This is a genomic window from Pseudodesulfovibrio pelocollis (assembly GCF_030282845.1).
Taxonomy (GTDB): Bacteria; Desulfobacterota; Desulfovibrionia; order Desulfovibrionales; family Desulfovibrionaceae; genus Pseudodesulfovibrio; species Pseudodesulfovibrio pelocollis.
In genome coordinates this window covers 49,879-76,011 of sequence record NZ_JASTWE010000013.1, presented here as the reverse complement: position 1 = coordinate 76,011, position 26,133 = coordinate 49,879, and the positions used below count along the sequence as shown (strand labels likewise).

General features: G+C 63.7%; 26 protein-coding genes and 1 tRNA gene. 24 read left to right on the top strand and 3 right to left on the bottom strand.

The window, feature by feature from the left end; genetic code table 11:
• The first annotated feature begins 122 nt into the window (after positions 1-122).
• The 9 genes from QQS14_RS06765 (at position 123) to deoA (ending at position 10,366) form a co-directional block, all read left to right on the top strand.
• Positions 123-551, top strand: coding sequence for a hypothetical protein (locus tag QQS14_RS06765; protein WP_285906205.1), 429 nt, complete (start codon positions 123-125; stop codon positions 549-551).
• A gap of 93 nt (positions 552-644) precedes the next feature.
• Complete coding sequence (gene thiD, locus QQS14_RS06760; protein WP_285906204.1) at positions 645-2,021, top strand: bifunctional hydroxymethylpyrimidine kinase/phosphomethylpyrimidine kinase; 1,377 nt, start codon at positions 645-647, stop codon at positions 2,019-2,021.
• A 78-nt stretch (positions 2,022-2,099) separates the two neighbouring features.
• Positions 2,100-2,184, top strand: a tRNA-Leu gene (locus tag QQS14_RS06755).
• Positions 2,185-2,234: 50 nt separating this feature from the next.
• Positions 2,235-3,665 carry a trigger factor gene (gene tig, locus QQS14_RS06750; RefSeq protein ID WP_285906203.1) on the top strand — a complete coding sequence of 477 codons (1,431 nt, stop codon included), beginning with the start codon at positions 2,235-2,237 and terminating at the stop codon, positions 3,663-3,665.
• Between the two features lie 229 nt (positions 3,666-3,894).
• The gene (gene clpP / locus QQS14_RS06745) at positions 3,895-4,551 is read left to right on the top strand and encodes an ATP-dependent Clp endopeptidase proteolytic subunit ClpP (protein WP_285906202.1); all 657 of its coding nucleotides are present in this window, start codon (positions 3,895-3,897) and stop codon (positions 4,549-4,551) included.
• A gap of 6 nt (positions 4,552-4,557) precedes the next feature.
• Positions 4,558-5,808 (top strand): ATP-dependent Clp protease ATP-binding subunit ClpX, encoded by a 1,251-nt coding sequence (clpX, locus tag QQS14_RS06740; protein ID WP_285906201.1) that lies wholly within the window; start codon positions 4,558-4,560, stop codon positions 5,806-5,808.
• Between the two features lie 113 nt (positions 5,809-5,921).
• A complete protein-coding gene (gene lon / locus QQS14_RS06735; protein WP_285906200.1) occupies positions 5,922-8,381 on the top strand; it encodes an endopeptidase La in 2,460 nt (819 codons plus the stop codon).
• A gap of 219 nt (positions 8,382-8,600) precedes the next feature.
• Positions 8,601-9,026 carry a cytidine deaminase gene (locus QQS14_RS06730; RefSeq protein WP_285906199.1) on the top strand — a complete coding sequence of 142 codons (426 nt, stop codon included), beginning with the start codon at positions 8,601-8,603 and terminating at the stop codon, positions 9,024-9,026.
• A 2-nt stretch (positions 9,027-9,028) separates the two neighbouring features.
• The gene (deoA, locus tag QQS14_RS06725) at positions 9,029-10,366 is read left to right on the top strand and encodes a thymidine phosphorylase (protein WP_285906198.1); all 1,338 of its coding nucleotides are present in this window, start codon (positions 9,029-9,031) and stop codon (positions 10,364-10,366) included.
• A 23-nt stretch (positions 10,367-10,389) separates the two neighbouring features.
• Here the strand turns inward: deoA and QQS14_RS06720 are convergent, their stop codons facing one another.
• From QQS14_RS06720 to QQS14_RS06710, 3 genes are all read right to left on the bottom strand, one after another.
• Positions 10,390-11,001 carry a hypothetical protein gene (locus QQS14_RS06720; protein WP_285906197.1) on the bottom strand — a complete coding sequence of 204 codons (612 nt, stop codon included), beginning with the start codon at positions 10,999-11,001 and terminating at the stop codon, positions 10,390-10,392.
• A gap of 131 nt (positions 11,002-11,132) precedes the next feature.
• Positions 11,133-12,455 carry a M23 family metallopeptidase gene (locus QQS14_RS06715; RefSeq protein ID WP_285906196.1) on the bottom strand — a complete coding sequence of 441 codons (1,323 nt, stop codon included), beginning with the start codon at positions 12,453-12,455 and terminating at the stop codon, positions 11,133-11,135.
• A 339-nt stretch (positions 12,456-12,794) separates the two neighbouring features.
• The gene (locus QQS14_RS06710; protein ID WP_285906195.1) at positions 12,795-13,223 is read right to left on the bottom strand and encodes a CBS domain-containing protein; all 429 of its coding nucleotides are present in this window, start codon (positions 13,221-13,223) and stop codon (positions 12,795-12,797) included.
• A 197-nt stretch (positions 13,224-13,420) separates the two neighbouring features.
• Between QQS14_RS06710 and QQS14_RS06705 the strand changes: the two genes are divergently transcribed.
• The 15 genes from QQS14_RS06705 to fusA all read left to right on the top strand — a co-directional run bounded on the left by QQS14_RS06705 (position 13,421) and on the right by fusA (position 26,131).
• Entirely contained in the window at positions 13,421-14,062 is a 642-nt protein-coding gene (locus QQS14_RS06705; protein ID WP_285906194.1) for a protein-L-isoaspartate(D-aspartate) O-methyltransferase, read from the top strand.
• A gap of 5 nt (positions 14,063-14,067) precedes the next feature.
• Complete coding sequence (locus tag QQS14_RS06700) at positions 14,068-15,042, top strand: DUF368 domain-containing protein (protein ID WP_285906193.1); 975 nt, start codon at positions 14,068-14,070, stop codon at positions 15,040-15,042.
• Between the two features lie 41 nt (positions 15,043-15,083).
• The gene (locus tag QQS14_RS06695; RefSeq protein WP_285906192.1) at positions 15,084-15,971 is read left to right on the top strand and encodes an Mrp/NBP35 family ATP-binding protein; all 888 of its coding nucleotides are present in this window, start codon (positions 15,084-15,086) and stop codon (positions 15,969-15,971) included.
• Between the two features lie 8 nt (positions 15,972-15,979).
• Entirely contained in the window at positions 15,980-16,564 is a 585-nt protein-coding gene (gene pgsA / locus QQS14_RS06690; protein ID WP_285906191.1) for a CDP-diacylglycerol--glycerol-3-phosphate 3-phosphatidyltransferase, read from the top strand.
• Between the two features lie 20 nt (positions 16,565-16,584).
• Positions 16,585-16,863, top strand: a complete 279-nt coding sequence (locus QQS14_RS06685; protein WP_285906190.1) for a hypothetical protein — start codon at positions 16,585-16,587, stop codon at positions 16,861-16,863.
• Between the two features lie 4 nt (positions 16,864-16,867).
• Positions 16,868-17,191 (top strand): FtsB family cell division protein, encoded by a 324-nt coding sequence (locus QQS14_RS06680; RefSeq protein ID WP_285906189.1) that lies wholly within the window; start codon positions 16,868-16,870, stop codon positions 17,189-17,191.
• On the top strand, positions 17,175-17,966 hold the full coding sequence (locus tag QQS14_RS06675) for a tetratricopeptide repeat protein (protein WP_285906188.1): 792 nt from the start codon (positions 17,175-17,177) through the stop codon (positions 17,964-17,966). Before QQS14_RS06680 ends, QQS14_RS06675 begins: the two co-directional genes overlap by 17 nt.
• A 71-nt stretch (positions 17,967-18,037) precedes the next feature.
• Positions 18,038-18,832, top strand: a complete 795-nt coding sequence (locus tag QQS14_RS06670; protein ID WP_285906187.1) for a hypothetical protein — start codon at positions 18,038-18,040, stop codon at positions 18,830-18,832.
• A gap of 51 nt (positions 18,833-18,883) precedes the next feature.
• Positions 18,884-19,912 (top strand): class 1 fructose-bisphosphatase, encoded by a 1,029-nt coding sequence (fbp, locus tag QQS14_RS06665; protein WP_285906209.1) that lies wholly within the window; start codon positions 18,884-18,886, stop codon positions 19,910-19,912.
• A complete protein-coding gene (gene tsaD, locus QQS14_RS06660; protein WP_285906186.1) occupies positions 19,912-21,006 on the top strand; it encodes a tRNA (adenosine(37)-N6)-threonylcarbamoyltransferase complex transferase subunit TsaD in 1,095 nt (364 codons plus the stop codon). The genes fbp and tsaD overlap by 1 nt, the downstream gene beginning before the upstream one ends.
• A 172-nt stretch (positions 21,007-21,178) precedes the next feature.
• Positions 21,179-21,499: a thioredoxin gene (gene trxA / locus QQS14_RS06655; protein WP_285906185.1), complete on the top strand. Its 321-nt coding sequence runs from the start codon at positions 21,179-21,181 to the stop codon at positions 21,497-21,499.
• A 3-nt stretch (positions 21,500-21,502) separates the two neighbouring features.
• Complete coding sequence (trxB, locus tag QQS14_RS06650) at positions 21,503-22,423, top strand: thioredoxin-disulfide reductase (RefSeq protein ID WP_285906184.1); 921 nt, start codon at positions 21,503-21,505, stop codon at positions 22,421-22,423.
• Positions 22,424-22,431: 8 nt separating this feature from the next.
• Positions 22,432-23,160: an outer membrane protein assembly factor BamD gene (locus QQS14_RS06645; RefSeq protein WP_285906183.1), complete on the top strand. Its 729-nt coding sequence runs from the start codon at positions 22,432-22,434 to the stop codon at positions 23,158-23,160.
• 36 nt (positions 23,161-23,196) lie between these two features.
• On the top strand, positions 23,197-24,078 hold the full coding sequence (locus tag QQS14_RS06640; protein WP_285906182.1) for a hypothetical protein: 882 nt from the start codon (positions 23,197-23,199) through the stop codon (positions 24,076-24,078).
• Between the two features lies 1 nt (position 24,079).
• Positions 24,080-26,131 (top strand): elongation factor G, encoded by a 2,052-nt coding sequence (gene fusA / locus QQS14_RS06635; protein ID WP_285906181.1) that lies wholly within the window; start codon positions 24,080-24,082, stop codon positions 26,129-26,131.
• Positions 26,132-26,133 lie beyond the last annotated feature (2 nt).

The following is a 26,133-nucleotide window of genomic DNA, read 5'->3' as shown; positions in this document are numbered from 1 at the left end:
ATTGATTTTTTTTCCTCGCGACAACTCTAGAAAAAATCTTGATTCCTTTGCTTGTTTCGCATATATAGCAACTGCTAAAGGTGACACAGGTGGAAGGTTCGCCGGATTGATGGAGGAGAGGTATGCCCCAGGTCGCTGCTAGAATTACTCATGATCAGGAAAAATGGCTCAAGGACTATTTCAAGACCAAGAGCGCCGGGGCCGAGTTCATCCTGCCGTGGGCGGTGGATGTGTTCTTCAAATCCATTCGGAGCGTTTCAAGCGACTTTTCCGTCGCGGAACTGAAGACCATTCTCGAATCCCACCGCGAGGTGAAGCTGTTGCCCAACCAGTCCAAACAGGCCTATCTGCTCCTGCGGGTCGAGGAGGCGTGCGAGGAGCACAAGGTCCACATCCAGCACGGCGCGAGCAAGAGCAACCTTGAGGTCAAGCTCAGGCGTCTTTCGGACCTCCATGCCACGTCGCTCATGATCTGGGCCACCGCCTTCTGGGTCAGCAAGGCCTGGAACGGTGTCTCCCTTGAGGATTACGTCAAGCTCTCCTGTGGGTAGCCGTCGCCGCTCCCTGGGAGTTTTTCTTCGTCGATACCCTTGTCCGTGTCGCGCCCGCATTGCCGGGGCGTGGTTTTTCTGTGGAGGTGCCAGGTGACCAGACCTCCGTCCATCCTGACCATTGCCGGGTCCGATTCCGGCGGCGGGGCCGGTATCCAGGCCGATCTCAAGACCATCTCCATGCTCGGCGGCTACGGCGCCAGCGTCATCACCGCGCTCACGGCCCAGAACACCGGGGCCGTGACCGGCATCCAGGCACCTTCGGCCAGGTTCGTGGCTCTGCAACTGACCACGGTGCTCGACGACATCCCCATCGACGCGGCCAAGACCGGCATGCTTTTTTCCGGCCCCATCATCAAGGCCATTGCGCCCATTCTGGCCGAGGGGCGGTTCCCGTTGGTGGTCGATCCTGTCTGCGTGTCCACGTCCGGGGCCAAGCTGCTCAAGGACGAGGCCGTGGAGGCCATGATGGACCTGATCTTTCCCCTGGCCGACCTGCTCACACCCAACCGGCCCGAGGCGGAACTGTTCACCGGCGTGACCATCCGCAGCCGTGATGACGTGTTCCGGGCGGCCCGGCTGCTGCTCGGCATGGGGCCAAAGGCCGTGCTGATCAAGGGCGGCCACGCCGATTCCCTGGCCGTGACCGACTGGTATGTGGCTGCGGGAGCCGAGCCCATGCCCTTCATGCAGCAGCGGGTGGACACCGGCTGCACCCACGGCACCGGCTGCACCTTGTCCGCCGCCATCGCCACCGGACTGGGGCAGGGGCTGGCCATGGACGCGGCCATCTTGCGGGCTCAGAAATATCTCAATCTGGCGCTTCGGGCCGCATACCCGCTCGGTCAGGGCGGGGGGCCGCCCAACCATCTGGCCCCCTGGCTCAAGGAGCGTGCCCGGGCCGGTATCCTGAGCGGGCTCGACAGGCTGGGGCGTCGGCTGGTGGCCTTGCCCGGTCTCGTGTCGCTGGTGCCCAGGGCCGGGGCCAATGTGGCCGTGGCCCTGCCCCATGCCGACGACGACTGCGACGTGGCCGCCTTTGCCTGCGGCATTGTCCGCTCGCGTCGGGGCGCTCTCGTGGTGGCGGGCTGTCCCGCCTTCGGCGCGTCGGCGCGCACCTCGGCCACGCTGCTGGCCTGCGGGCGGCTGCGGCCTGAAACGGGCTGTGCCATGACCCTGGCTCTGACCCGGCCGTTGCGGGCGGCCCTCGAGCGGCTTGATGTTTCCGTGGCCTGGATGGACAGGGAGCACAAGCCCGAGTATGTGGGCGAGGACGACGGCCGTTTCGAGAGTTGGGCGGCCTTTGAGGCGATGCGCGGCCACTCGGACCCGGCCTCGGTGCAGGCGGTGGCCGATCCCGGCGGCTTTGGCTGCGAACCGGTGGTCCGGTTGCTCGCCCGGGACATTCCGTCCCTTGAAGCCGCGCTGTGCCGGATCATCGACCAGATGGGGAGCGGAGAGGACGACTGACCCGCCTTTTGCCCTGCCGCGCAAGGTGCCGATGGTTGACATATTCGGCAATGCTTGCTTAATAAGCACGTTCTTTTCGCGGGCGTGGCGGAATTGGTAAACGCGCCAGATTTAGGATCTGGTACCTCACGGTTTGGGGGTTCGACTCCCTCCGCCCGCACCATGTCATGCAATACAATGCGCCCGCCGGGCGCTCCAGGAGGATACGTCGCGATGGAATACAAGGTGGAAGAAATCTCCCCGGTCAAACGGAAGATCATGGTCGAGGTGCCCGTCGAAGAGGTCAACGCAGCCCTGACGGCAACTATCGCCATGTACCGCCTGCAGGCGGACGTCAAGGGTTTCCGCAAGGGCAAGGTGCCGTCCACTGTGGTGGAGTCCAAGTACCGCAAGCAGGTGTACGGCGAGGCCACCACCGATCTGATCAACTATCAGATCAACGAGATTCTGAGCGGCCTGTCCATGCAGCCCATGTCGCGCATAGACGTGGACGCCAAGGAGCTGGTCCGCGACGAAGCCTTCAGTTACTCCATCGCCTTCGAGGTCGCGCCCAAGCTCGACCTGCCCGAGTACAAGGGGCTTGCGATCGATGAGGTCAGGGCTGTGGTCGATGACGCCGAGATCGTCGAGGTGGAGAAGCGCATCCTTGAGAACAACGCCGAGGTCAAGGTCATTGAGGACGTCCGCCCGCCCAAGGACGGCGAGGTGGTGTCCGTGAGCTTCGGCGCCTACCGCGACGGCGAGATCGTCGAGGGCATCAAGGCCGAGAACTTCGACATGGTGCTGGGCCAGAAGCAGGCCCTGCCCGAGTTCGAGGACCTGCTCAAGACGCTGACCTCCGGCGAATCCGGTGAGACCGACATCACCTTTCCCGAGGACTTCATCAACGAGAATCTGGCCGGGAAGACCGTGACCATGAAGGCCGTGCTGCACGCCGTCAAGGAGCGCATCACCCCGAAGATGAGCGACGACGTGGCCAGGAAGGCCGGTTTCAAGGATGTCGAGACCATGCGAAACGGCATCCGCGAGTCCTATCTTTCCCAGCGCAAGCAGATGCACAAGTCCGCCGCCCAGAGCCAGCTGCTGACCACCATCATCGAGGGTATCAACGATTTCCCGCTGCCACCCTCCATGGTCGATGACCGCATCGACAGGCTGGTGCAGGACCTGGAATACCGGCTGGACCGCCAGGGCAAGGGATTGCAGGCTCTTGGCAAGACCCCGCAGCAGATCCGCGACGAGTTCAAGGACGAGGCCGAGCAGACCGTCAAGACCGAGATATTCCTGCTGGCCGTTGCCGCCGAGGAGGGGCTTGATATTTCTCCCGAGGAGATCGAGTCCACCCTGACCCAGCTGGCCATGCAGACCCGCCAGCCTCTGCACGAACTGAAGAAATACTATGAGGACAACAACCTCATCGTCCCCCTCAAGGACCGCCTGCTGTGCGACAAGGCTTCCGAACTGATCTACGACGCGGCCAAGGTTGTCGAGATCGATCCGCCCGCAGCTGCCAAGGCAGACGACAAGCCCGCCAAGAAGGCTCCTGCCAAGAAGGCTGCGGCCAAGAAGGACGAGGACAGCGAGGCAGCCCCGGCCAAGAAGGCTCCTGCCAAGAAGGCCGCTGCCAAAAAGGACGAGAAGTAACCTACAGCATTGCCGATGCCATGCGGCGGCCCGGGAAACCGGGTCGCCGCTTTCGCGTCGCTCCCCCCTTGACCCGGGCCGGTTCGTGCCTATTGTTTCCGCGGTGCGATCCCGCGTCGGGCGGGAATTTTCTCCTTGTCGTTCAAGGCGATTTGCCGCATACTGAAAGAACCGGAAAAGAGTCGGAAACCGCCTTGCGCAGGCTTCCCGGGGGGAGGCCGTAAGGTTCATGGCTCCAACGGCCGATAAACTACAAAATGCTTCCAAGGAGACGGACATGGTCGCCATTCCGATGGTCATTGAAACGACCGGTCGCACCGAGCGCGCGTACGACATCTATTCCCGGCTGCTCAAGGACCGCATCATCCTGCTCGGCAGCGCCATCGACGATCACGTGGCCAGCCTGATCTGCGCCCAGCTTCTCTTCCTGGAGTCCGAGGACCCCGAGAAGGAAATCTATATGTATATCAACTCGCCGGGCGGCGTGGTTTCATCGGGCATGGCCATTTACGACACCATGCAATACATCTCGGCCCCGGTGGCCACCCTGTGCCTGGGGCAGGCCGCCAGCATGGGCGCGCTGCTCCTGTGCGCGGGCGCACCGGGCATGCGCTATGCGCTGCCCCACAGCCGCATCATGATCCACCAGCCCCTGGGCGGAACCCAGGGACAGGCATCGGACATCCACATCCACGCCAAGGAGATCCTGCGGCTGCGTGACGAACTCAACGGAATCCTGGCCCAGCACACCGGGCAGAAACTGGAAAAAATCCGCGAGGACACCGAGCGCGACTACTTCATGTCGTCCGAGGATGCCGTGAAATACGGCCTCATCGACAAGGTCATGCGCTCCCGTGCGGATGCGGAAGAAAATCGCAAGGGGTAGGTTTCCATGACCGATATCAAGAAATCATCCGACCTGAGCTGCTCGTTCTGCGGCAAGACCCAGGTTGACGTGCAGCGGCTCATCGCCGGGCCGGACGTGTACATCTGCGACGAGTGCGTCAGCCTGTGCAACGACATCATGGCCCAGGAGACCATCAGCGAGGAGTTCGAGGATGGCCGTCTGCTGCCGCCGCAGGAGATCAAGGCGCTGCTCGACGAGTACGTCATCGGCCAGGATCAGGCCAAGAAGATCCTGTCCGTGGCCGTGCACAACCATTACAAGCGCGTCTTCTACGCCGCGGCAAATTCGGGTCCTGACGAGGTGGAGATCGACAAGAGCAACATCCTGCTCATTGGTCCCACCGGCTCGGGCAAGACACTCCTGGCTCAGACCCTGGCCCGGGTGCTCAAGGTGCCCTTTGCCATCGCCGACGCCACCACCCTGACCGAGGCGGGCTATGTGGGCGAGGACGTGGAAAACATCCTTGTCCAGCTCTTGCAGAACGCCGACTATGACATCGACGCCGCCACCCGGGGCATCATCTACATCGATGAAATCGACAAGGTGGCCCGCAAGGGCGACAGCCCGTCCATCACCCGCGACGTGTCGGGCGAGGGAGTGCAGCAGGCCCTGCTCAAGATCATCGAGGGCACCGAGGCCAACATTCCGCCCAAGGGCGGTCGCAAGCACCCGCAGCAGGAGTTCATCCGCATGGATACCTCGAACATCCTGTTCATCCTCGGCGGCGCGTTCATCGGCCTGGACAAGATCGTCCAGCAGCGCAAGCAGGGGTCGGGCATGGGCTTCGGGGCCAAGGTGGAGGCCAAGAAGGAGATGGACCTTGGCGAACTCATGGGGCTGGCCGAGCCCATGGACCTGATCAAGTTCGGCCTCATTCCCGAGTTCGTGGGGCGTATACCCATCCAGACCGCTCTGCAGGATCTGACCGAGGACGACCTCGTGCGCATCCTCAAGGAGCCGAGAAACGCCTTGATCAAGCAATACAGCAAGCTTTTCGAGCTTGACAAGGTGGAGCTGCGTTTCACCGAAAACGCCCTGACCGCCATCGCCCGGCACGCCATCCAGCGCAAGACCGGCGCGCGCGGCCTGCGCAACGTGCTGGAGAAGACCATGCTTGAAATCATGTACAAGCTGCCGTCCCTTTCGGGCGTGCGCGAGTGCGTGATCAATCAGGCCGTGGTCGAAACCGGCATGGAGCCGCTGCTGCTCTACCACCAGGAAGTGAAGTCCGCATGAGCGCGGAGCGGGGTTGATTGACAATCCCGCTCCGGGCCTTATTTTCCTTCCTCACATGCCGCGTTCCGCCATCCCGGCGGCGTTGGCTTCGATAGCAACACTCGGAGGAATCCATGCCGACTTTTGGATTCGACGGCAAGAAGTCCCCTGAATCCGTGACCCTCCCCATGATGTCCCTGCGGGAAGTGGTCATGTTTCCCCGGTCCATCGTTCCGCTGTTCGTGGGCCGTGAGGCCTCCATCAAGGCGATAGAGACCGCGGTCGCCGATTTTGGCAAACAGATATTCCTTGTCACCCAGAAATCGCCGGAAAAGGAACATCCCGAGCCGGATGATCTCTACGCCATAGGTACTGTCAGCAAGATATTGCAGATGCTGCGCCTGCCCGACGGCACCATCAAGGTGCTGTTCGAGGGTGTGTCGCGCGCCACCTGGGAGCCTGCTGCCAAGGGCCATACCCCGGAGCAGGAAGGCGAGTTCCCCAGCGCGCGGGTGCGCCTGATCGACGAACCGGGCGTGGCCAACGCCGAGGCCAGCGCTTTGGTGCGCGCCGTGCACGAGTCCCTCGACGAGTTCGGCAAGGTCAACAAGAAGGTGGCGCCCGAGGCCATCCTGGCCATGTCCACCATCAAGGAGCCCGGCCCCCTGGCCGATCAGGTCATGCCCCATCTCAAGATCGACTTCGGGCGCAAGCAGGAAGTCCTTGAGCAGCTTGATCCGGCCAAACGGCTTGAGCGTGTCTACGAGATGCTGCTTGGCGAGATCGAGATCGTCTCCATCGAGAAGCGCGTCAAGGGGCGCGTCAAGGAGCAGATGGAGAAGAACCAGCGCGAGTACTATCTCAACGAGCAGGTCAAGGCCATCAACAAGGAGATGGGCCGCGAGGACGATCCCCAGGCCGAGGCGCAGGAGCTTGAGAGCCAGCTCGACGCCAAGCCCATGTCCGACGAGAACCGCGAGCGCGTGCGCAAGGAGATCAAGAAGCTGCGCACCATGCAGCCGAGCAGCGCGGAATACACCGTGGTCCGCAACTATGTGGACTGGGTGCTCGACCTGCCCTGGGACACCATCAAGGACGACAAGGGCGTTGACATCAAGCAGGCGCGCATAATTCTTGACGAGGACCACTTCGGCCTCGAAAAGCCCAAGGAGCGCATCCTCGAATATCTTGCCGTGCAGTCCCTGGTCGAGTCCATGAAGGGGCCGATCCTCTGTTTCGTCGGCCCTCCCGGCGTGGGCAAGACGTCCATAGCCAAGTCCATCGCCCGGTCCATGGACCGCGAGTTCCTGCGGCTCTCCCTGGGCGGCGTGCGCGACGAGGCGGAGATTCGCGGCCACCGGCGCACCTATGTGGGCGCCATGCCCGGCAAGATCATCCAGTCACTCAAGCGGGTCAAGCACAACAATCCTGTCATCTGCCTGGACGAGGTGGACAAGATGAGCGCCGACTTCCGGGGCGATCCCTCGGCTGCCCTGCTCGAAGTGCTCGACCCGGAGCAGAACTACGCCTTCAACGACCATTACCTGGACCTGGATTACGACCTCTCCAAGGTCTTCTTCATCACCACGGCCAACAGTCTTGACGGCATTCCGCTGCCGCTGCGCGACCGCATGGAGATCATCCGGCTGCCCGGCTACCTGGAAAACGAGAAGGCGGAGATAGCCAAGGGGTTCCTGGTGCCCAAGCAGCTCAAGCAGCACGGCCTGAAGGAGGAGAACGTCAAGTTCTCCGACAACGCCATTCTGGATATCGTGCGCTACTACACCCGCGAGTCTGGCGTGCGCAACCTGGAGCGCGAGATCGCGGCCATCTGCCGCAAGTCCGCCATGAAGGTGGTGGAGGAGGGCGATCGCGACAAGGCCATCCATGTCACCAAGCAGGGACTGGAGAAGTTCCTGGGCGTGACCAAGTTCACCTATGGCGAGTGCGAGAGCGAGGCCCAGGTGGGCGTGTGCAACGGTCTGGCCTGGACCCAGCTCGGCGGCGAGATGCTGCTGGTGGAGGTGGCGCTGATGCCCGGCAAGGGCAAGGTGGAGATTACCGGCAAGCTCGGCGATGTCATGCAGGAGTCGGCCCGGGCGGCGCTCTCCTACATCCGCGCCCGCTCCGACCTGCTCGGGCTCAAGGCCGACTTCTACAAGCGGGTGGACATCCACATCCATGTGCCCGACGGGGCCACGCCCAAGGACGGCCCCAGCGCGGGCATCACCCTGACCACGGCCCTCATCTCCGCGTTGCTGAACATCCCGGTGCGCCACGATCTGGCCATGACCGGCGAGATCACCCTGCGCGGGCGCGTGCTGCCCATTGGCGGCCTGCGCGAAAAGCTGCTGGCAGCCCATCGCGGGCTGATCAAGACCGTGCTCATCCCGGCCGAGAACGAGAAGAACCTCAAGGACGTGCCCAAGGACATCCTCAAGGATCTCGAGGTGATCCCGGTCAAGACCATGGACGAGGTCATCGACCACGCCCTGGAGTGCGGGGGCGAGACCATCCTTTGCCCGCACCACGGCGAGCCGCCCGTGGCCAACGAACTGCTCAAGGAAGACCAACGCAAGCCAGCCCATCAGTAGCGGCCAGCCTCTTCGATTGGGTCCGAATGAGTGTGGAAAAAGCCCCTCAGGCTGTTCAAAAATGTTCGAGTGCAAGGCGCGAAAAAAGGTCAAGGCCGAAGCGTACTTTTGTACGCGAGGATTTGACCTTTTTGAAGCAACGCAGCAATCGGCCATTTTTCAATAGTCTGGGGCCGGACGGTATTGCCGTCCGGCCCTTTCCTGTGGCAGGAGAAGGCCATGATCACCATAGCCAGAGACACACTGAAGATTCTTGAGGAGGCGGCGCGCGACGCCTCGCGCAACGCCTATGCGCCCTACAGCAATTTCCCTGTGGGGGCCGCGCTGCTGGCCGAGGACGGCGAGGTCTATGTGGGCTGCAACGTGGAGAACGGCTCCTTCGGCCTGACGGTCTGCGCCGAACGGTGCGCGGTCCACGCGGCAGTGTCCGACGGCCGGGGCCGGGGCGATTTGGCGGCCCTGCTCGTCTTTGTGCCGGGCCTGACCTGCCATCCGCCCTGTGGGGCCTGCCGTCAGGTGCTCAGCGAGTTTCTGCTGCCCGAGACCCCGGTCTATTCGGCCTGCGACACGGGCGAGATCGTGGTCTGGACCATGGATGAACTGCTGCCGGACTCCTTCGAGCTGCCGGTGCCAAGCGTGGAGTGACCATGCTGCCCCAGGAGATCATCCGGGCCAAGCGCGACGGCCTGCCCCTTGGCGAGGACGATTTGCGCGGTTTCGTGGCGGGCATGGTGGACGGCTCCATCGGCGAGGCCCAGGTGGCGGCCCTGGGCATGGCCATCTATTTCCAGGGCATGACCGGCGCGGAATGCGCGGCCCTGACCATGGCCATGGCCCGCTCCGGCACGATGCTGGACTGGGACCTGGACGGGCCGGTGCTGGACAAGCATTCCAGCGGCGGGGTGGGCGATCTGGTCAGTCTGGCCCTTGGTCCCATGGTCGCCGCCTGCGGGGCCTATGTGCCCATGATCTCCGGGCGCGGGCTGGGCCATACCGGCGGCACCCTGGACAAGCTCGAATCCATTCCCGGCTACCGGACCATGCCCGGGCGCGACGAATTCCGGCGGGCCGTGCGCCTGGCCGGGGTGGCCATCATCGGCCAGACCGACGACCTGGCCCCGGCGGACCGGATGTTCTACGCGGTGCGTGACGTCACGGCCACGGTGGAGTCCATCCCCCTCATCACCGCCTCCATCCTCTCCAAGAAGCTGGCCGCAGGGCTCGACGGGCTGGTCATGGACATCAAGACCGGCAGCGGGGCGTTCATGGCCACCTGCCATCAGGCCCGTGAGCTGGCCGAGAGCATCGTTTCCGTGGCCGCCGGGGCCGGATTGCCCACGGCCGCCCTGATCACCTGCATGGACGAGCCCCTGGCTCCGTGCGCAGGCAATGCGCTGGAGGTGCGCGAGACCGTGCGCTACCTCACTGGCGCGGAACGGGACCCACGGCTGCACGAGGTGATCCTGGCCCTTGGCGCGCGCCTGCTCATCCTGGGCGGGCTGGCCCATGACGAGGGCGCGGCGCGGAGCATGCTTGAGGGCGCCCTGGAGAGCGGGGCGGCGGTGGAGCGGTTCTCGCGCATGGTGGCGGAGCTGGGCGGTCCAAGGAATTTCGTGGAACATCCTGATCGGCATCTGCCCGTGGCGCGGTCAACATGGCCGGTGCTGGCCGAGGGCGACGGGTATGTCGCGGCCTGGGATACCCGCGTCCTGGGCATGGCGGTGGTGGCCCTGGGCGGCGGGCGTACCAGGGTGGGCCAGGCAGTGGATCATGCAGTGGGCCTGACCTCCATCGCCCGGGTCGGCACCGCTGTCCGGGCCGGGGAGGTGCTGGCCGTGCTGCACTGCGCGTCGGCAGAGGAGGGTGGCGGGGCATCGGGCCGGGCCGCCCGGTCCGCCGTGCTCAAGGCCGTGCGCCTTGAGCCGGAGCCGTCCGCGCCCGGGCCGCTCATTCACGAGTCGCACGAATCAGTGATGCCCGGGTGAGCAAGGGGGCTTGGTCCGAACCGTCACGCTTTGAGGGACAATCCCGGCCCAAGCTCCTCGACAGGTGACAACCCGGCGGCCGCGATGGCCCCGTAGGCCGCAGACCCGGCATTCTGGAGCATCTTCAGGCCCCGGGCCGACTGGCCGACCACCGAGGCCAGCCCGGCAAGATTCTGGACGGCTCTATGCTCCAACTCCTTGGGATCGATGCCCCTGGCCTGCCGCTCGCGTTTGCGCTGCTCCTCTTCCTGCTCTTCTCTTCTGCGCGCCCCGGCCGTCTTGTTCGGCATCGTCTCGGCCGCGTTGGACAGGCTCGACTGCATCTTCACACCCGTGATCTTCTCCAGCTCCTTCTCGATGTCGCGGATGCGGGTCTTCTGCTCGTCCGAGGGCTGTCCCTCACTCATGGCCAGAATCTGTGCCAGCAGGTTCTTCAGGTAGAGGACGCGCTGTTCCTCTTCGGATGTCAGCTGTTTCTGGGTCGGGATGGTGGACGATTCGAGCCTGATCTCTTCCTCGGTCTTTTCCGGTTCCAGAGTCATGGCACTGTCGCCGACTGTGCGCACGAGCCCGCGCGCCGGGCGTGCCGTGGTACCAAAGGGCAGGGGGGCCGAGGTGTTCGTGGAAATGTGCATGCTCGCTCCTTGTGGGAAAACTTTGCCTGGGAGCGAGGCAGCAAGAATCGTTCCCGGACAAGGCGTGCAGGGTATGGCGGAGAAGGCGGGCACGGGTGGAAAAAAAGCCCCTCGTGGCGAGGGGCTTTCGGTCATTCGAGCTTGGAGGTGATGTTGTTGCGTATCCAGTTGTCGTCCCACCATTCGATGGGCTGGACCGGGACGCCCGAGATGTTGATCTCGTAGTGCAGGTGGTCGCCCCCGGCAAGGCCCGTGATGCCGGTGTGGCCCACGATGTCGCCCTTGGAGACGGCTTGGCCGACCGTCACTTCCATGGAGTTGAGGTGGGCGTATATCGATTGCAGCCCCAGGCCGTGGTCGATGACCACCACGTTGCCGTAGATGCCCAGGAAGTCGGCAAAGACGACGGTGCCGTGGTTGCCGGCGGGCACGGCCGCGTTCTTGAGACTGGCCAGATCGAGGCCCATGTGGGTCTGATGGTCCACAATCTTGCCCTGGTAATAATAGTCGCGCGCATCGGCGAAGCGCGCCCGGTTGGCAGCGTTGGGCAGCCGCGCGAAGGTGTCGCTCCAGAGCATGGTCGGCGCGGTCTGCAGCCCCAGCTCCATCAGCGTGTCGCGGTTCTGCTTGCGCAGCTCTCGGTTGATGAAGAGGTATTGGTCAAGGAGCGAGCCCGTGATGGGAATCAGCCCCTGGAATTCGGGAATGGTGCTCTCGAAGAAGGAGTCCGACAGGTTGATGCGGTCCTTGCGGAACTGGCGCGGGTTGGCGTGGTAGCTGAAAGCGCGCGAGGCGGTGTTGCCCGCCCGGTCCGTGGCCTCGATCAGGGGCCTGAAGGCCGCGGGCGGGGTGTCCCAGGGCATGGCGAACATGCAGTGGTAGAGGTTTTCGCCCTCGGGCTGCAAGTAGGCGGGGAAGAACCGCTCGCCCACGCGGATGCCCGCGCTGGCGGCGGGCTCGGACAGGGTGAAGACCATCAGGCCGCTGCCGCCCTGGTTGAGGTTGACGGTGTGGGATTGCACGAAGATGCGCGGCGGCGTGGCGTCGAAGACATAGTCCTTGTGCGCGGTGGACATTCCGGCCGCGCCAAAGGGGTAGATGGAGGCGTCCCGGGCCGTGACCTCGATGGAGAATTCGCCCTCGGCGATCTCTCCCTTGGCCAGGTCGATGGTCTCCTCGGCGCGCATGGAGCCGCCGGGGAAGGCGCGTTCCGCAAACACGGTGCGCTTGCCCTTCTGGACCACGGCCACTTCAATGGACTTCAGGCCGCTGCCCGGGTCTTCGATGGTCACCGTGATTTTGGCCTCGCGGCCCAGGTCGGGTCCGTCCGGCGTGATGGCGATCACCGGCGGGTCGGTATCCTTGAAGAGCATGAATCCGCCCGCCGCGAGGGCGAGAACGACGATGACCGCCGTTAGGGCGGCGGGAAATCCCTTGCTGCCTTCCTTTTTCATCTTACTGCCACTCTCTTTGTTGCTGAAGGTGTGGGTGTGGAAAATTCTAGACTTACTCTATACAAGTCAGGAGCGGGAGACAAGGGTAATCGGGGACGAAATCCGAGGCCGGGCGCGGGCGGGCGTCCGGCTCCGGTCCGCGTGGAGTTGGGAGTCCGTTTCGCCTGCCTTCGGCAAAGAGTGAGGCGAGCGGTCGTTGAAAAAGGCAGCACATGCAGACTGTTCAAAAATGGTGAGATGCTAGGCGCGAAAAAAGGTCAAGGCCGAAGCGTACTTCCTGTACGCGAGGATTTGATCTTTTTGAGGCAACGACGCAGATCGCCGTTTGTGAACAGTCTGCTACTCCTTGTCCAGGGCGTCCATCAGGTTGATGGTCAGGCGCAGGAAGTCCGCCTCGGTCAGGATGCCCCGGAGCTGACCATCATGCACCACGGGCAGGCAGCCGTACTTGTGGTTGAGCAGGGTCTGGGCCGCGATCCTGAGCGAGGAGTTCTCGTCCACGGTCTTGATGTCCGAGCGCATTATTTCCTTGATGGGGATGCCCGCGTCGATTTCGCTCTGTGTCTCGGGGTCCATCTCGGCCAGCCCGGAAATGGTGGCGGCCAGGACATCCCGGTGCGTCACCAGTCCGGCGAAGATGTTGTCCACGGTCACGATGGGGATGTGGCGGATTCGCTGGAGATCCATCAACGAGCGGGCGCTTTGCAGGGAGTCCGTTTCCCGCAGGGAGAAGACGGGCGTGGTCATGAGATCCTTGACTCTGAGCATGAAGATCCTCCGTTTCGTGAATGTTTTCAGACAACACCAAAGGCGTCATCGTGTCAAGGAGCAGCCGGGGATTGATCGGCGGGTCAGGCGGCTTGGTTGACTTTGGTGGCGGAATCTGTTCAGCATCCCCCAGACATTTCGCTGGTGTCCGGGCGGGCCTTCCGCCGGGAGCCGGGGTTCATTTTTCGGGAGATGGCATGGTTGATCCGGTGAGGTCCAGAGAGCGCATGGTGCGCGAGCAGATCGAGGCGCGCGGCGTTGCCGATCCAGCCGTGCTCGACGCCATGCGATCGCTCCCCAGGCACCTCTTCGTGGAGGAGGCGTTCGCCTGCAAGGCATACTCCGACGGCCCCCTGCCCATCGGCGAAGGGCAGACCATATCCCAGCCATATATCGTGGCCCGCATGTCCGAACTGCTTGAGATCAAGCCGGGAATGACCGTGCTCGAAATCGGCACCGGCTCGGGCTATCAGGCCGCCGTGCTGGCCCACATGGGGGCCGACGTCTACACCGTGGAACGCATCAGGAAGCTTTTTTCCGCCGCCCGCAAGCGGTTCTCGGACATGCGCCTGTTCTCCATCAAGCTCAAGCTCGACGACGGAACCATGGGCTGGCCGGAGCACGCGCCCTATGACCGCATCATCGTCACCGCCGGAGGCCCCGGCGTGCCCGAGCCGCTGATCGAGCAACTGGCCGATCCCGGCCGCCTGGTCATCCCGGTGGGCGAGTCGCGGCGCGTGCAGCGGCTGGTGCTCGTGGAGAAGGTTGACGGGCGGATCACCCCCTCCGATCAAGGCGGCGTGGCCTTCGTGGACCTCGTCGGCCAGCACGGGTGGTAGACCGCATGTCCGACGACAAGACAACCCTGGCCCGGGCCTTCATGGCCAGCCCCGGCCCGCGCGATCTGCGGGGGGCCGCGCTGCTCTGGGCCAAGGGGGTGTGCATGGGCACGGCCGACATCATCCCCGGCGTTTCCGGCGGCACCATCGCCTTCATCACCGGCATCTACACCCAGCTCGTGGACGCCATCCGCTCCTTTGACGCCGCCTTTGTCCGCCGCCTGCTGGCCCTGGACTTTCCCGGCGCGCTGGCCTCGGTCCATCTGCGCTTTCTTGTCTGCCTGCTCCTTGGCATAGTCACCGCAATGGTCGGCATGGCCCATGTGGTGAATTCGCTACTGCACAGCCATCCCATCGAAATCTGGGCGCTTTTCTTTGGTCTCATCGCCGCCTCGGTTTACGTGATCGGCGGCGAGATACGGCCCCTGGGCGCGGCAAACGCGGCCCTGGTGGTGCTCGGCGCGGCGGTCAGCTACCTGCTGGTGGGCATGATTCCGGTGACCACGCCCGAGACCCTGCCCTTCATCTTCGCCTGCGGGGCCATTGCCATCTGCGCCATGATCCTGCCGGGCATCAGCGGGGCCTTCCTGCTTTTGATGCTGGGCAAGTACGAATACATCACCGGAGCCCTCAGGAATCCCCTGGCTGCGGACAACCTGCTGGTCATCGCGGTCTTCGTCTGCGGGGCCGGGGCGGGCATAATTGTCTTTTCGCGCGTCCTGCACTATCTTCTCCACAGGTGGCAGGCGGCCACAGTGAGCGTGCTCACGGGCTTCATGCTCGGTGCCCTCAGAAAGGTCTGGCCGTGGAAGGAAGTGCTTGAGAGCGCCGTCATCGGCGGCAGGGAGCGCGTGCTGCGCGAGCAGAACGTGATGCCGGGTGTGGACGGTGAATTTTTCATGGCCATCGTTCTGGCCCTGGCCGGAGCGGTTGTCGTCCTGCTGCTGGACCGTGTGTCCCGTGGCGGAAAGCGTGCATGAGGCCGCCTGAGGTGGCACACAACGATAAAGTGAGCAAAGTGATGAGTGATTGCAGTTCGGGTTCTTGCGGCAGCGGCGGCGAGAAGGGCAAGGCGAGCGCCAAGATGGTGATTCAGGACGAAATGATCCGGTCAACCTTGCAGAAGATCAAGTACAAGCTCTTCATCATGAGCGGCAAGGGCGGGGTGGGCAAAAGCTCGGTCTCGGTCAACGTGGCCGCGGCCCTGGCCGCCAAGGGCTACAAGGTGGGCCTGCTGGACGTGGACATCCACGGCCCCAGCGTGCCGACCCTGCTCGGCCTCTCCGGCACCCTGGACATTGACCGGGGCTCCTTGATCATGCCCAAGAAATACAACGAGAACCTGCATGTGGTCTCCATGGAATCCCTGCTCAAGGACCCGGATCAGGCCGTGCTCTGGCGCGGTCCCATGAAGACTTCGGCCATCCGTCAGTTTGTTTCCGATGTGCAGTGGGGTAAGCTGGATTTCCTGGTGGTCGATTCGCCCCCGGGCACTGGCGACGAGCCCATGACCGTGCTCAAGACCGTGCCCGAGGCCCTGTGCGTGGTGGTCACCACGCCCCAGGAAGTTTCCCTGTCCGATGTGCGCAAGTCCATAAATTTCCTGCAATATGCCCGGGCCAATGTCCTCGGCGTGGTGGAGAACATGAGCGGGCTGGTCTGCCCGCACTGCCACGAGTCCATCGACCTGTTCAAGAAGGGCGGGGGCCGGGATCTGGCCGAGCGGTACGGCCTGGAATTCCTGGGCGCCATCCCCCTGGACCCGGCCACGGTTGTTGCTGGCGATATGGGCATGCCTGTGGTACTGCTTGAAGAGGAGTCCTTTGCCAAGCGCGCCTTCATCCAGTTGGCCGACACCATCGCCGAGGCGGCACAGAAAAGTCTCGAAGCCGCCTCGACCAACACCTAGGTGGTGCGATGAGAAAAGAAATCTTCAATCTGCCCAATTGCCTGACCATGGCCAGGATTCTTGCCGCGCCGGTGGTGGTCCTGCTCCTCTATTTCGAGATGTGGTTCGGTTTCAAGTTTGGCGCGTATGGTGCCTTTGCGGTGTTTGCCGTGGCCTCGGTCACGGACTACCTCGACGGCAAGATCGCCCGGGAGCAGAACATCATCACCAATCTTGGCAAGTTCCTCGACCCCCTGGCCGACAAGCTGCTCATCTGCTCGGTGCTGATCATGCTGGTGCGTCTCGGCCCGGAATGGCGCGTGCCCGCGTGGATGGTGATCATCATCATCGGCCGCGAGCTGGCCGTGACCGGCATGCGCGCCGTGGCCGCGGAGATGGGCGAGGTGGTCGCGGCAGACAAATTCGGCAAGGCCAAGACCCTGCTCCAGATCCTGGCCACGGGATTCCTGATCTTCCATTATCCGTTGTTTGGCTGGGACCCGAGGCCCGTGGGCCACGCACTGCTCTGGGTGGCCCTGGTGTTGACGGTTTTTTCAGGCGGGAATTATCTGTACAATTTCTATAAAAAGTGGTTAAAAACTGCAGAGAATTGAACAGCGAGACGATGGCCATCATGAGCGACCACAATTCCGTTAATCATCTCGTGCGGATCACGAACTGCCTCCAGACAATTCTGGACCTGGAGCCCCAGCTGGAAAAGCTGGAGCACGGCAATTCCCTGCTCGACGAATTCACCGTGCTCAAGGCCTTTCTCGAAAAGATCGACAAGGTGGAATTGAGCGAGGAGGATGTGGTGCGCATCGAGAGCGCGACGGCCAACTTCCTGCGGGAGTTGCAGGGGCCCCTGGGCCGGATGGGCGCGGTGGCCAAGCCGGGGCGCAGGCTCCAGTAGGGCTATGCACGGGCGTATCGTCATCGTTGCACTGCTGCTCTTCATCAATCTGTTTCTGCTGTTCAGGCTGATCTGGAGCGATCAGGGCGTCTTTGCCTATCTGGAACTCAAGAGCCGCTATGAGTTGCTCCAGGGGCGCATCGAGGCGGTGGACAGGAGGAGCCTGGACCTGAGCCAGGAGATTCGCCGGTTGAAGTCGGACCCGACATACCAGGAGAAGGTCATTCGCGAGCGCATGAACTTTGTCAAACGCGACGAAATCCTATACATATTTCCTGACGACACCGCCAACCAGCCGGGAGACGCAGTCCATGAACAAGAAAATTGAGTGGTATCAGGAAGTTCTCTCTCTTGAGCCGGGGTCGAGAATTTTCTTCGCCCTGGCCAAGCTGTTTGTGGAAAACGGCAATCCCGAGGACGCTGTCATTACCCTCAAGCGCGGCCTGGACAGGCATCCTGACTATCTGGAGGCGCGCATGCTCCTGGTGGAGCTTCTGACCGAGCTGGGCCGCGAGGAAGAGATGCACGAGCCGCTTGAGCGCGTGACCAACTCCCTGCGCGACTATCCCGCCTTCTGGCGCGGCTGGGCCAGGAGCCTGCCTGCGGACCAGCGCGACCTGGCTGTCTTCCTGATGCTCGTGTCGTCCAACCTCACCGGCGATACCATCAAGTGGACCGATGTGGTCTTCGAGGGCATCAGCACCCTGGCCGACCGGCTGGTGGGCGCGCCGCTGCCCCCGCCCTCGGACTGCCCGCCGCCGTCCTATCTGCCTGCTGCCGCAGGCGTCCCCCTCAGGCGCGACCGGGGCGAACCGGCCCGGCCCGGCATGGGCTCGTTCCGCACCAAGACCATGGCCGATCTGCTCGCCTCCCAAGGCGATGTGGCCGGTGCCCTTGAAATCTACCGCGAATTGCTGCATTCATCCGTTTCGGACGAGCGACGCAGCGAACTTTCCGCCCGCATCACCGAACTTGAGGCGCGGCAGGCCGAGGCCCCGGAGCCGGGCAGGCGCGATGACGCCTTTGGCGTCCATGCCAAGAACCGCCTCATCAGCACCCTTGAAACCCTGGCCGCGCGTTTCGAGGCCCGGGTCCAGAATTGACAACCCTCGACCACGCCATGGGGCGTTGCCGTGCGGCAGTGCGCCAAGTCGTGTGGCTCAATCGGTAATAGATGAAGTATACCAGCGTATTCGTGCTTTTGGTTTTGGCCCTGAGCCTGTCCGGTTGTTCCACGTGGAGATCGACCACCAAGTATGTCAAGAAATCCTGGGAAACCACCAAGGATTACATTGACCCGCCGCCGCAGATCGACACCGACAGCTACCAGTTCAGCAATCCCAACCAGGAGAAGCTGGCCCGGCTCTTCACGCCCGTGGACGGCCCCCTGACTTCCCTTGGCCGGTTCGTCAACAGTACCGACACCATCCCGGACGTGGACTGGATGGACCTGCTGTTGGCCCGGTTCCCCTGGGCGCATCGCGTTCTGGTCACCGATGATGAGGGAAACATCATCTTCATGCAGCCCGAGGTGCCGGTGAAGAAGATCGAGAATCCCCTCGTCTTCGAGGCCGTCTGGCGCGATATCACCCTGCTGACCGTGGTGGACTACTCCGATCTCGGCCCGGAACTGTACATCGGGCGGCCCTATTTCAAGGACGTCGAGTTTCGGGGCCTCATCGCCGTGGGCTTTGATCCCCGGACTCTGCTCGGCCTCAGCCCCTCGCCCGAGGAACTGATCATCATCCATCCTGGCGGCGGCGTGTGGTCGCGCGGGGCTGACGTGGACGAGGAGTCCCTGCTCGCCCTGCCGTGGGAGGACATCCTCAGGAAAGAGGTGGAAGGGCAGGTGGAGGTCGGGGACAAACACTATACCTGGCTTGTGCGCTACATCGGCGACAGCAGCTATGTCTACGCCACTGAAAGCGTTGACCCCACGGCGTCCAAAAAATCCTGGTGGTTCTTCTAGATGAGCGCGTGGGGAGGCGAGTACATGAACCCGAGGACAAAGGAAGTGACAATGCCGCAGCAGGTCACGGTGACGGAGCACATTCTCCTGCACCAGAAGATGGTCCCCGGGGCCACCGGGCAGTTCACCCGGCTCTTCAACGAACTGGTCCTTTCGGCCAAGATCATCACCCGCGCGGTGACCAAGGCCGGGCTGGTGGACATCCTCGGCTTCACCGGCGACGTGAACATCCAGGGCGAGGAGGTCAAGAAACTCGACGACTACGCCAACCGTATCCTCATCCACCGGCTGGCGCGATCGGGCGTACTCTGCGCCATGGCCTCCGAGGAGAACGCGGACATCATCGAGGTGCCCGAGTCCCTGCCGCGCGGCGACTACATCATCATCTTCGATCCCCTGGACGGCTCGTCCAACATCGACGTCAACGTCAACATCGGCACCATCTTTTCCATCCTCAAGCGCAAGAGCGACCCGCAGGGGCCGCTCATGTCCAGCGATGTGCTCCAGAAGGGCAGCGAGCAGGTTGCGGCAGGATACATTCTTTACGGCTCGTCCACCATGCTTGTGTTCACCTCGGGCGACGGGGTCCACGGGTTCACCCTGGACCCGAGTGTGGGCGAGTTCCTGCTCTCGCATCCCAACATCCGCATCCCGGAGCAGGGCAAGATATATTCGGTCAACGAGGGCTATGAGCGGTACTGGGACCGCGACACCAAGAAGGCGCTGGACTATTTCAAGTCGCCCAAGAACGCCCTGCACAAGCCTTACAGCGGCCGTTACATAGGCTCCCTGGTGGCCGACATTCACCGCAATCTCCTGTACGGCGGCATTTTCATGTACCCCGCCGACCTGCGCGACCCGAAAAAGCCCACTGGCAAGCTGCGCCTGACCTGCGAATGCAACCCCATGGCCTTCATCGTGGAGCAGGCGGGCGGGCTGGCCACTGACGGGGCCAACCGCATCCTCGACATCGAACCCGATCACCTGCACCAGCGCGTGCCTTTCTTCTGTGGCTCCCTCAACGATGTCAGGGTGGTGCAGGACATTTTCAACGCCGAGCGAAGAAAGAAAAGCCGGTAATGCGCATCCTCGGAATCGAGACCTCCTGCGACGAGACCGCCGTGGCCCTGGTCGAGGACGGGCGGCTGGTCGCAGAGCGTCTGGCCACGCAGATCGACGTCCACGCGCTCTTTGGCGGCGTGGTGCCCGAGATCGCCTCGCGCGAGCATCTGCGCGTGCTGCCGCGCCTTTTCGATGAACTGATGGCCGACACCGGGCTGGCACCGGCAGACATCGACCGGGTCGCCGTGGCGCGCGGGCCGGGGCTGCTCGGCAGCCTGCTGGTGGGTCTGAGCTTTGCCAAGGGGCTGTCCCTGGCCACGGGAGCGCCCCTCATCGGGGTCAACCACCTCATGGCCCATCTGCTGGCCCCGGGCCTGGAAGGGGAGCTGCGCTTTCCGGCGCTGGGCCTGCTTGTTTCGGGGGGGCATACCCATATCTATCTCATGCGTTCAGCCACGGACGTCGAGCTGATGGGCCGCACCCTGGACGACGCCGCCGGTGAGGCCTTTGACAAGGTGGCCAAGCTGCTCAACATCGTCTATCCCGGCGGCCGCTTCATCGACATGCTCGCCAGCGAGGGAGAGCCGGACACTGCGCTCTTCCCGCGTCCCTACGTGGACAATGACAACCTGGACTTCAGCTTCAGCGGCCTGAAGACCGCGGTGGCCAATCATGTGGCCGCCCATCCCGGGCTGGTCCTCGACGAAATGGCCGGGGGCCAGGGGCTGGCCGGAGTCAGCGGCGCGCGCAGGCAAGAGCTGGCCCGCGTTTGCGCCTCCTTCAACTGGAGCGTGGCCCAGACGCTGAAGATCAAGGTGGAGCGCGCCCTTAAGCGCACGGATGGAGTGCGCAGCCTGATCGTGGCCGGGGGCGTGGCCGCAAACTCGGCCGTGCGCCGGACCATGGCCGAGGTGGCCGGGGCGGCCGGGGTGGAACTGACCCTGCCCGGTCTTTCGCTGTGTACGGATAACGCGGCCATGATCGCCTACGCCGGGTGGCTTCTTGCACGGGCCGGGTATGGTCACGATCTCGGTCTGGAGGCGGTGCCGCGCGGCAGGGCGATCCCCGAGGACTGGTCCGTTTGCGGTGACAAACGGGCCGGGGAGTGTTAATTATCGGCTGCGCCTTGACAGCAGGGCGCTCCGAAACATATTTTAGAAAAATATCTTGAACCCGAGCCGCCTCCGGCTATCACGTTCGGTCCCGGTTTCGGGACAGTTTCCGGGTCGAGTCCTCGACACGGCCGCGACACGATGGCGGGAGACGGCGCAAAAGGAGAATTCCATGGCCAATCAGATCACCGACGGTAATTTTGAGCAGGAAGTTCTGCAGAGCGATGTCCCTGTTCTCATCGATTTCTGGGCCCCTTGGTGCGGCCCCTGCCGGGCCATGGGGCCTGTCATCGACGAACTGGCCGAGGAGTATTCGGGTCAGGTCAAGATCGTCAAGATGAACGTGGACGAGAACTCCGCCACCCCCGGCAAGTACGGCATCCGCGCCATCCCCACCCTGATTCTCTTCAAGGATGGCGAGGTGGTGGACCAGAGCACCGGAGCCGTGTCCAAGAGCAGCATCAAGGAAATGATCGCGAAGAAGGCGCTATAGTCGATGAAGTTGTATGACGCCGTTGTCATAGGGGGCGGCCCGGCAGGGATGACGGCTGCCCTTTATCTTTTGCGCGCGGGCGTGAAGACCGCCATGGTGGAGAAGCTCTCCCCGGGCGGGCAGGTGCTTATGACCTCGGAGATAGAGAATTACCCGGGGTTTCCCTCGGGCCTTCAGGGGTGGGAGCTGGCCGACAAGTTCGCCGCCCATCTGGAGAGCTATCCCCTTGAGCGCGTCAACGACGAGGTCAGGAGCATCGAGTTGGGCCAGCCCATCCACACCATCAAGGTGGGCGAGGAGGTCATCCAGGCCCGGGCCATCATCCTCGCCACCGGTTCGCGCTACCGCAAACTCGGCGTGCCCGGCGAGGACCGGCTGGTGGGCCGGGGCGTGTCCTATTGCGCCCTGTGCGATGGCAACTTCTTCCGCGACCAAGACGTGGCCGTCATCGGCGGCGGCAACTCCGCCCTGGAGGAGGCCCTGTATCTGGCCCGGCTGGTGAACAAGATCTACCTCATTCACCGGCGTGACGACTTCCGGGGCCTGCTCTGCTATCAAGAGAAGTGCTTCACCCACGAGAAGATCGAGGTGATGCGCAGCACGGTGGTCGAGGAGATCGTGGGCCACAGCAACCTCGAATCCCTGGCCCTGCACGACCTGAAAAGCGGCGAGCGCAGGCAGTTGGTCGTGGACGGTGCCTTCATCTTTGTCGGATTCGAGCCGATCATGGATTTCGTGCCCGAGGCGGTGGAAAAGGACCGCAACGGCGTCATTACCGATGTGGAGATGCGCACCAACATCCCCGGCGTCTTCGCGGCGGGCGACATCCGCTCGAAGATGTGCCGCCAGGTGGCCTCGGCAGTGGGCGACGGCGCCACCGCCGCCACCGCCGCCTTCTCCTATCTCGAACAGCTCGGCCAGTAGGAGCCATCATGCGGTCGTCCCGTCTCATTGCGTCCATTCTTTTTCTTTGGCTGGCGTCGGGCTGCGCCCTGATCGACATGTATTTCCTGCCGCCGCCCACGGACACCGCCCAGGAATTGTACGAGGCGGGCGTGGACGCCATGGCTGCCAAGGAATACAACGACGCGCAGAAATACTTCTCCCTGCTCAAGGACCGGTTCCCCTTCAGCCCCTATGCCCTGAGGGCGGAGCTTGGCCTTGGCGATGCCTACTACCTTGACGAGGAATACCTGCTGGCCCTGGACGCCTACAAGGAGTTCGAGGCCCTGCACCCGAGCCACGAGTCCATTCCCTATGTCCTCTTCCAGATAGGCAATGCCGACTTCAATCTCTTCACCTCCATCGACCGCAGGCAGGAGAACATCAAGGAAGGGCTTGAGTATTTCTACCGGCTCCAGGAGACCTACCCGGATTCGGAGTATGCCCAAGCCTCGGCGGACATGATCGTCAGGGGCCGCCGCATCCTGTCCGAGCACGAGGTCTATGTGGCCGATTTCTTCTGGCGAACCGGCCAGTACGGCCCGGCCTGGCATCGCTATCAGTACGTGGTGGAAAACTTCCCGGACGTGCCGGACCTGCGCGATTATGCCAGGGGCAGGGCGGAATACTCCTATTTCGAGTACCAGAAGACCCTCTCCGAGGAGGAGCGACAGCGTATCCAGGGCAGTTGGCTGCTCTGGCTCAAGAAGTGGCTGTAACCGGTTAACCGCGCGGCTCCATGCCGCATCCGGCGTATGCGAAATCCATCCTTTTCCTTTCCCGACTGGGTTGGCGAGCTTGTCCCCGACGACGAGCTGTTCGCGCGTGCCTATGCCGACATCTCGAACCGCAACAGGGCGTGGATGAAGACCGGCATCGCCCGGCTGCACGACTGGTACGGCCCGCGCAAGGCCACGCGCGGCGAGCTGGCCCTGCGCTGGCGCTCGGGCTTTGATTCCCGCCAGGTGGCCGAGGCCGTGGATTTCGCCGTGATTCTCTTTGACGGCAGCCTGTTCTCCCCCTCCCGGCTTCTGGCCGCGTTGATACCGCCCATCGCGGTCGGGGTCGGCAACGTCCTGGCCGTGCGGGTGAGCAACGGCACCCCCTGGCGCAAGGCCATCCTGACCGGGCTCGAACTGGCCGGGCAGGAACAGGTGGTGGACATGTCCGAGCTACAGGCCCGGCGGCTGTTCGGCGAACTGCGGGAGACCAATCGCCCCGGCGCGGTGGCCGTGCTCGGCCCCAGGGCCGCGGTCATCAAGACCAACGAGTTGCAGGCTGCTTCGCGCATCTCCTTTTGGCGGCCGCGCTACACCCGGGCCGCCGCTGTCTGGATGGAGGGGCCGGACACCTTTGACCTGGAGGCCCTGGCCTTCATCCATCCTGACATCGTATTCAGCGTCTTCGGGGTCGAACCGGAGCTGCCCGCCGAGAATTTTTCCTACGAAGGCGACGGGTTCGACAACTTCCTGGACGCCATCATGGAGGTGGCCTACGTCCCGGCGGCCCGGGCGGAACAGACGCTGGGCAGGGCCAGGGTCGTCTTCGGTCCCGGGCAGGAGGGGTGCTGGATCTGGCCCGACCTGCACCCGGAGCATTTCCAGTACCAGTCCGTCGCCTGGACCACCGGAGAGTGACGTGAGCAAGAGCAACGCCCCCTCGGCCAAAACCCTCGCCGCACTGCGCAATATCGGCATCATCGCCCACATTGACGCGGGCAAGACCACGCTGACTGAGCGCATCCTGTATTATTCCGGCAAGATCCACCGGCTCGGCGAGGTCCATGAGGGCACCGCCACCATGGACTACATGCCCGAGGAACAGGAGCGCGGCATCACCATCACCTCGGCCGTGACCTCCTGTCAGTGGGGGCCGTGCATGATCAACATCATCGACACCCCCGGCCATGTGGATTTCACCATCGAGGTGGAGCGCTCGCTGCGCGTGCTCGACGGCGCGGTGGGCGTGTTCTGCGGGGTCAGCGGCGTCCAGCCCCAGTCCGAGACCGTGTGGCGGCAGAGCGAGTCCTACCATGTGCCCAAGCTCGCCTTTGTCAACAAGATGGACCGGCCCGGGGCCGATTTCGAGGCCGTGGTGGAGTCCATCCGGACCAAGCTGCGCGCCAATCCGCTGCCCGTGCAGTTTCCCGAGGGCGAGGGCACCGAGTTCGCGGGGGTCTTCGACCTGGTGGAGATGCGAAAGTACCGCTTTGATCAGACCACGAGCGGCCTGGAGTTCACCCGCACCGATCTCACCGAAGAGGAGCGTGACCGTGTCGCTCCCTGGCGCGACAGGCTCATCGAAGCCGCTGCCGAGCAGGACGAGGAGATTTTCGACATCTACCTTTCGGGCGAGCCGCTGGATCCGGCGCGCGTCCGCGCAGCCCTGCGCAAGGCCACCCTGGCCCGGGCCATCGTGCCCGTGCTGGTCGGCTCGGCCCTGCGCAACATCGGCGTGCAGCCGGTGATGGACGCCATCCGCGACTATCTGCCAAGCCCCCTGGACGTGCCCCCGGCCACGGGCGTGGACCCCGAAACCGGCAACCGGAAGTCGTTTCCCGTCTCGGCCAAGGAACCCCTTTCAGCCCTGGTCTTCAAGGTGACCATGGATTCCGGCCGCAAGCTGGCCATGATGCGCCTGTATTCGGGCCAGCTGAATGCGGGCGACACGGTCTGGAACATCACCCAGGACCAGGACGAGCGGGTGGCCCGCCTCTTCCGCCTGCACGCGGGCCGCAGGGAAAAGATCGACACCGCCTATGCGGGCGACATGGTGGGCGCGGCGGGCATGAAGTACGCCCGCACCGGCGACACCCTGTGTCTGCGCGAGGCTCCGATCCTGCTTGAGCAGATCGGCGACTACAAGCCGGTCATCTCCCTGGCCATCGAGCCGCGCAACACAGAGGAGGGCGACAAGCTCGACGAGGTGCTGGAGAAATACCTGCTCGAAGACCCCACCCTGGACCTCAAGCACGACGAGGAGACCGGGCAGATCATCCTCTCCGGCATGGGCGAACTGCACCTGGAGGTGGTCCTGGAGCGGCTGCGGCGCGAGTACAGGCTTGACCCCCGCGCGGGCAAGCCCCAGGTGGTCTATCACGAGACCGTGGCCGCCCGGGCGCGGGCCGAGGCGCAGTTCCGGCGCGAACTGGGCGAGGAGACGCATTTTGGCGAGGTGGCCCTGTCCGTGGAGCCCCTGGCCCGCGGCGAGGGCCGCGACATCGTCTTCGAGGTCGATCCCGACCAGTGGCCCGCCCCCTGGCTGACGGCCGTGGAAGAGGGCGTGACAGACTGTCTGCAAAGCGGCGTGGTCCGGGGATACCCGGTCCAGGATGTCCGCGTGCGGGTGCTTGCCCTCGGGCGCAGAGATGGCGAGTCCGGTCCGGTGGGCTACCGCATGGCCGCCATGATGGCCCTCAAGGACGCGCTGGCCGCCGCCACGCCCCGGCTGCTCGAACCCATCATGTGGCTTGAGATTTCCGTGCCCGAGGAGTTCGTTGGCGATGTGGTCGGTCTGCTCGGCTCCAAGGGAGCCAAGATCGAAAACATGCTTGACCGGGCCGGGCAAAAGGTCGTCCAGGGGCTGGCTCCGCTGGGTCGACTCTTCGGCTTTTCCACCGACCTGCGCTCCGCCACCCAGGGCCGGGCCGGATTCGTCATGACCTTCTCCCGCTTCGACGTGCTGGAGTAGCC

Bases quoted from the DNA above. Each gene is read 5' to 3' on its own strand.
- QQS14_RS06765 (WP_285906205.1), top strand. From the start codon at position 123: ATGCCCCAGGTCGCTGCTAGAATTACTCATGATCAGGAAAAATGGCTC.
- tig (WP_285906203.1), top strand. From the start codon at position 2,235: ATGGAATACAAGGTGGAAGAAATCTCCCCGGTCAAACGGAAGATCATG.
- clpP (WP_285906202.1), top strand. From the start codon at position 3,895: ATGGCTCCAACGGCCGATAAACTACAAAATGCTTCCAAGGAGACGGAC.
- clpX (WP_285906201.1), top strand. From the start codon at position 4,558: ATGACCGATATCAAGAAATCATCCGACCTGAGCTGCTCGTTCTGCGGC.
- lon (WP_285906200.1), top strand. From the start codon at position 5,922: ATGCCGACTTTTGGATTCGACGGCAAGAAGTCCCCTGAATCCGTGACC.
- QQS14_RS06730 (WP_285906199.1), top strand. From the start codon at position 8,601: ATGATCACCATAGCCAGAGACACACTGAAGATTCTTGAGGAGGCGGCG.
- deoA (WP_285906198.1), top strand. From the start codon at position 9,029: ATGCTGCCCCAGGAGATCATCCGGGCCAAGCGCGACGGCCTGCCCCTT.
- QQS14_RS06720 (WP_285906197.1), bottom strand. From the start codon at position 11,001: ATGCACATTTCCACGAACACCTCGGCCCCCCTGCCCTTTGGTACCACG.
- QQS14_RS06715 (WP_285906196.1), bottom strand. From the start codon at position 12,455: ATGAAAAAGGAAGGCAGCAAGGGATTTCCCGCCGCCCTAACGGCGGTC.
- QQS14_RS06710 (WP_285906195.1), bottom strand. From the start codon at position 13,223: ATGCTCAGAGTCAAGGATCTCATGACCACGCCCGTCTTCTCCCTGCGG.
- QQS14_RS06705 (WP_285906194.1), top strand. From the start codon at position 13,421: ATGGTTGATCCGGTGAGGTCCAGAGAGCGCATGGTGCGCGAGCAGATC.
- QQS14_RS06700 (WP_285906193.1), top strand. From the start codon at position 14,068: ATGTCCGACGACAAGACAACCCTGGCCCGGGCCTTCATGGCCAGCCCC.
- QQS14_RS06695 (WP_285906192.1), top strand. From the start codon at position 15,084: ATGAGTGATTGCAGTTCGGGTTCTTGCGGCAGCGGCGGCGAGAAGGGC.
- pgsA (WP_285906191.1), top strand. From the start codon at position 15,980: ATGAGAAAAGAAATCTTCAATCTGCCCAATTGCCTGACCATGGCCAGG.
- QQS14_RS06685 (WP_285906190.1), top strand. From the start codon at position 16,585: ATGAGCGACCACAATTCCGTTAATCATCTCGTGCGGATCACGAACTGC.
- QQS14_RS06680 (WP_285906189.1), top strand. From the start codon at position 16,868: ATGCACGGGCGTATCGTCATCGTTGCACTGCTGCTCTTCATCAATCTG.
- QQS14_RS06675 (WP_285906188.1), top strand. From the start codon at position 17,175: ATGAACAAGAAAATTGAGTGGTATCAGGAAGTTCTCTCTCTTGAGCCG.
- QQS14_RS06670 (WP_285906187.1), top strand. From the start codon at position 18,038: ATGAAGTATACCAGCGTATTCGTGCTTTTGGTTTTGGCCCTGAGCCTG.
- fbp (WP_285906209.1), top strand. From the start codon at position 18,884: ATGCCGCAGCAGGTCACGGTGACGGAGCACATTCTCCTGCACCAGAAG.
- tsaD (WP_285906186.1), top strand. From the start codon at position 19,912: ATGCGCATCCTCGGAATCGAGACCTCCTGCGACGAGACCGCCGTGGCC.
- trxA (WP_285906185.1), top strand. From the start codon at position 21,179: ATGGCCAATCAGATCACCGACGGTAATTTTGAGCAGGAAGTTCTGCAG.
- trxB (WP_285906184.1), top strand. From the start codon at position 21,503: ATGAAGTTGTATGACGCCGTTGTCATAGGGGGCGGCCCGGCAGGGATG.
- QQS14_RS06645 (WP_285906183.1), top strand. From the start codon at position 22,432: ATGCGGTCGTCCCGTCTCATTGCGTCCATTCTTTTTCTTTGGCTGGCG.
- QQS14_RS06640 (WP_285906182.1), top strand. From the start codon at position 23,197: ATGCGAAATCCATCCTTTTCCTTTCCCGACTGGGTTGGCGAGCTTGTC.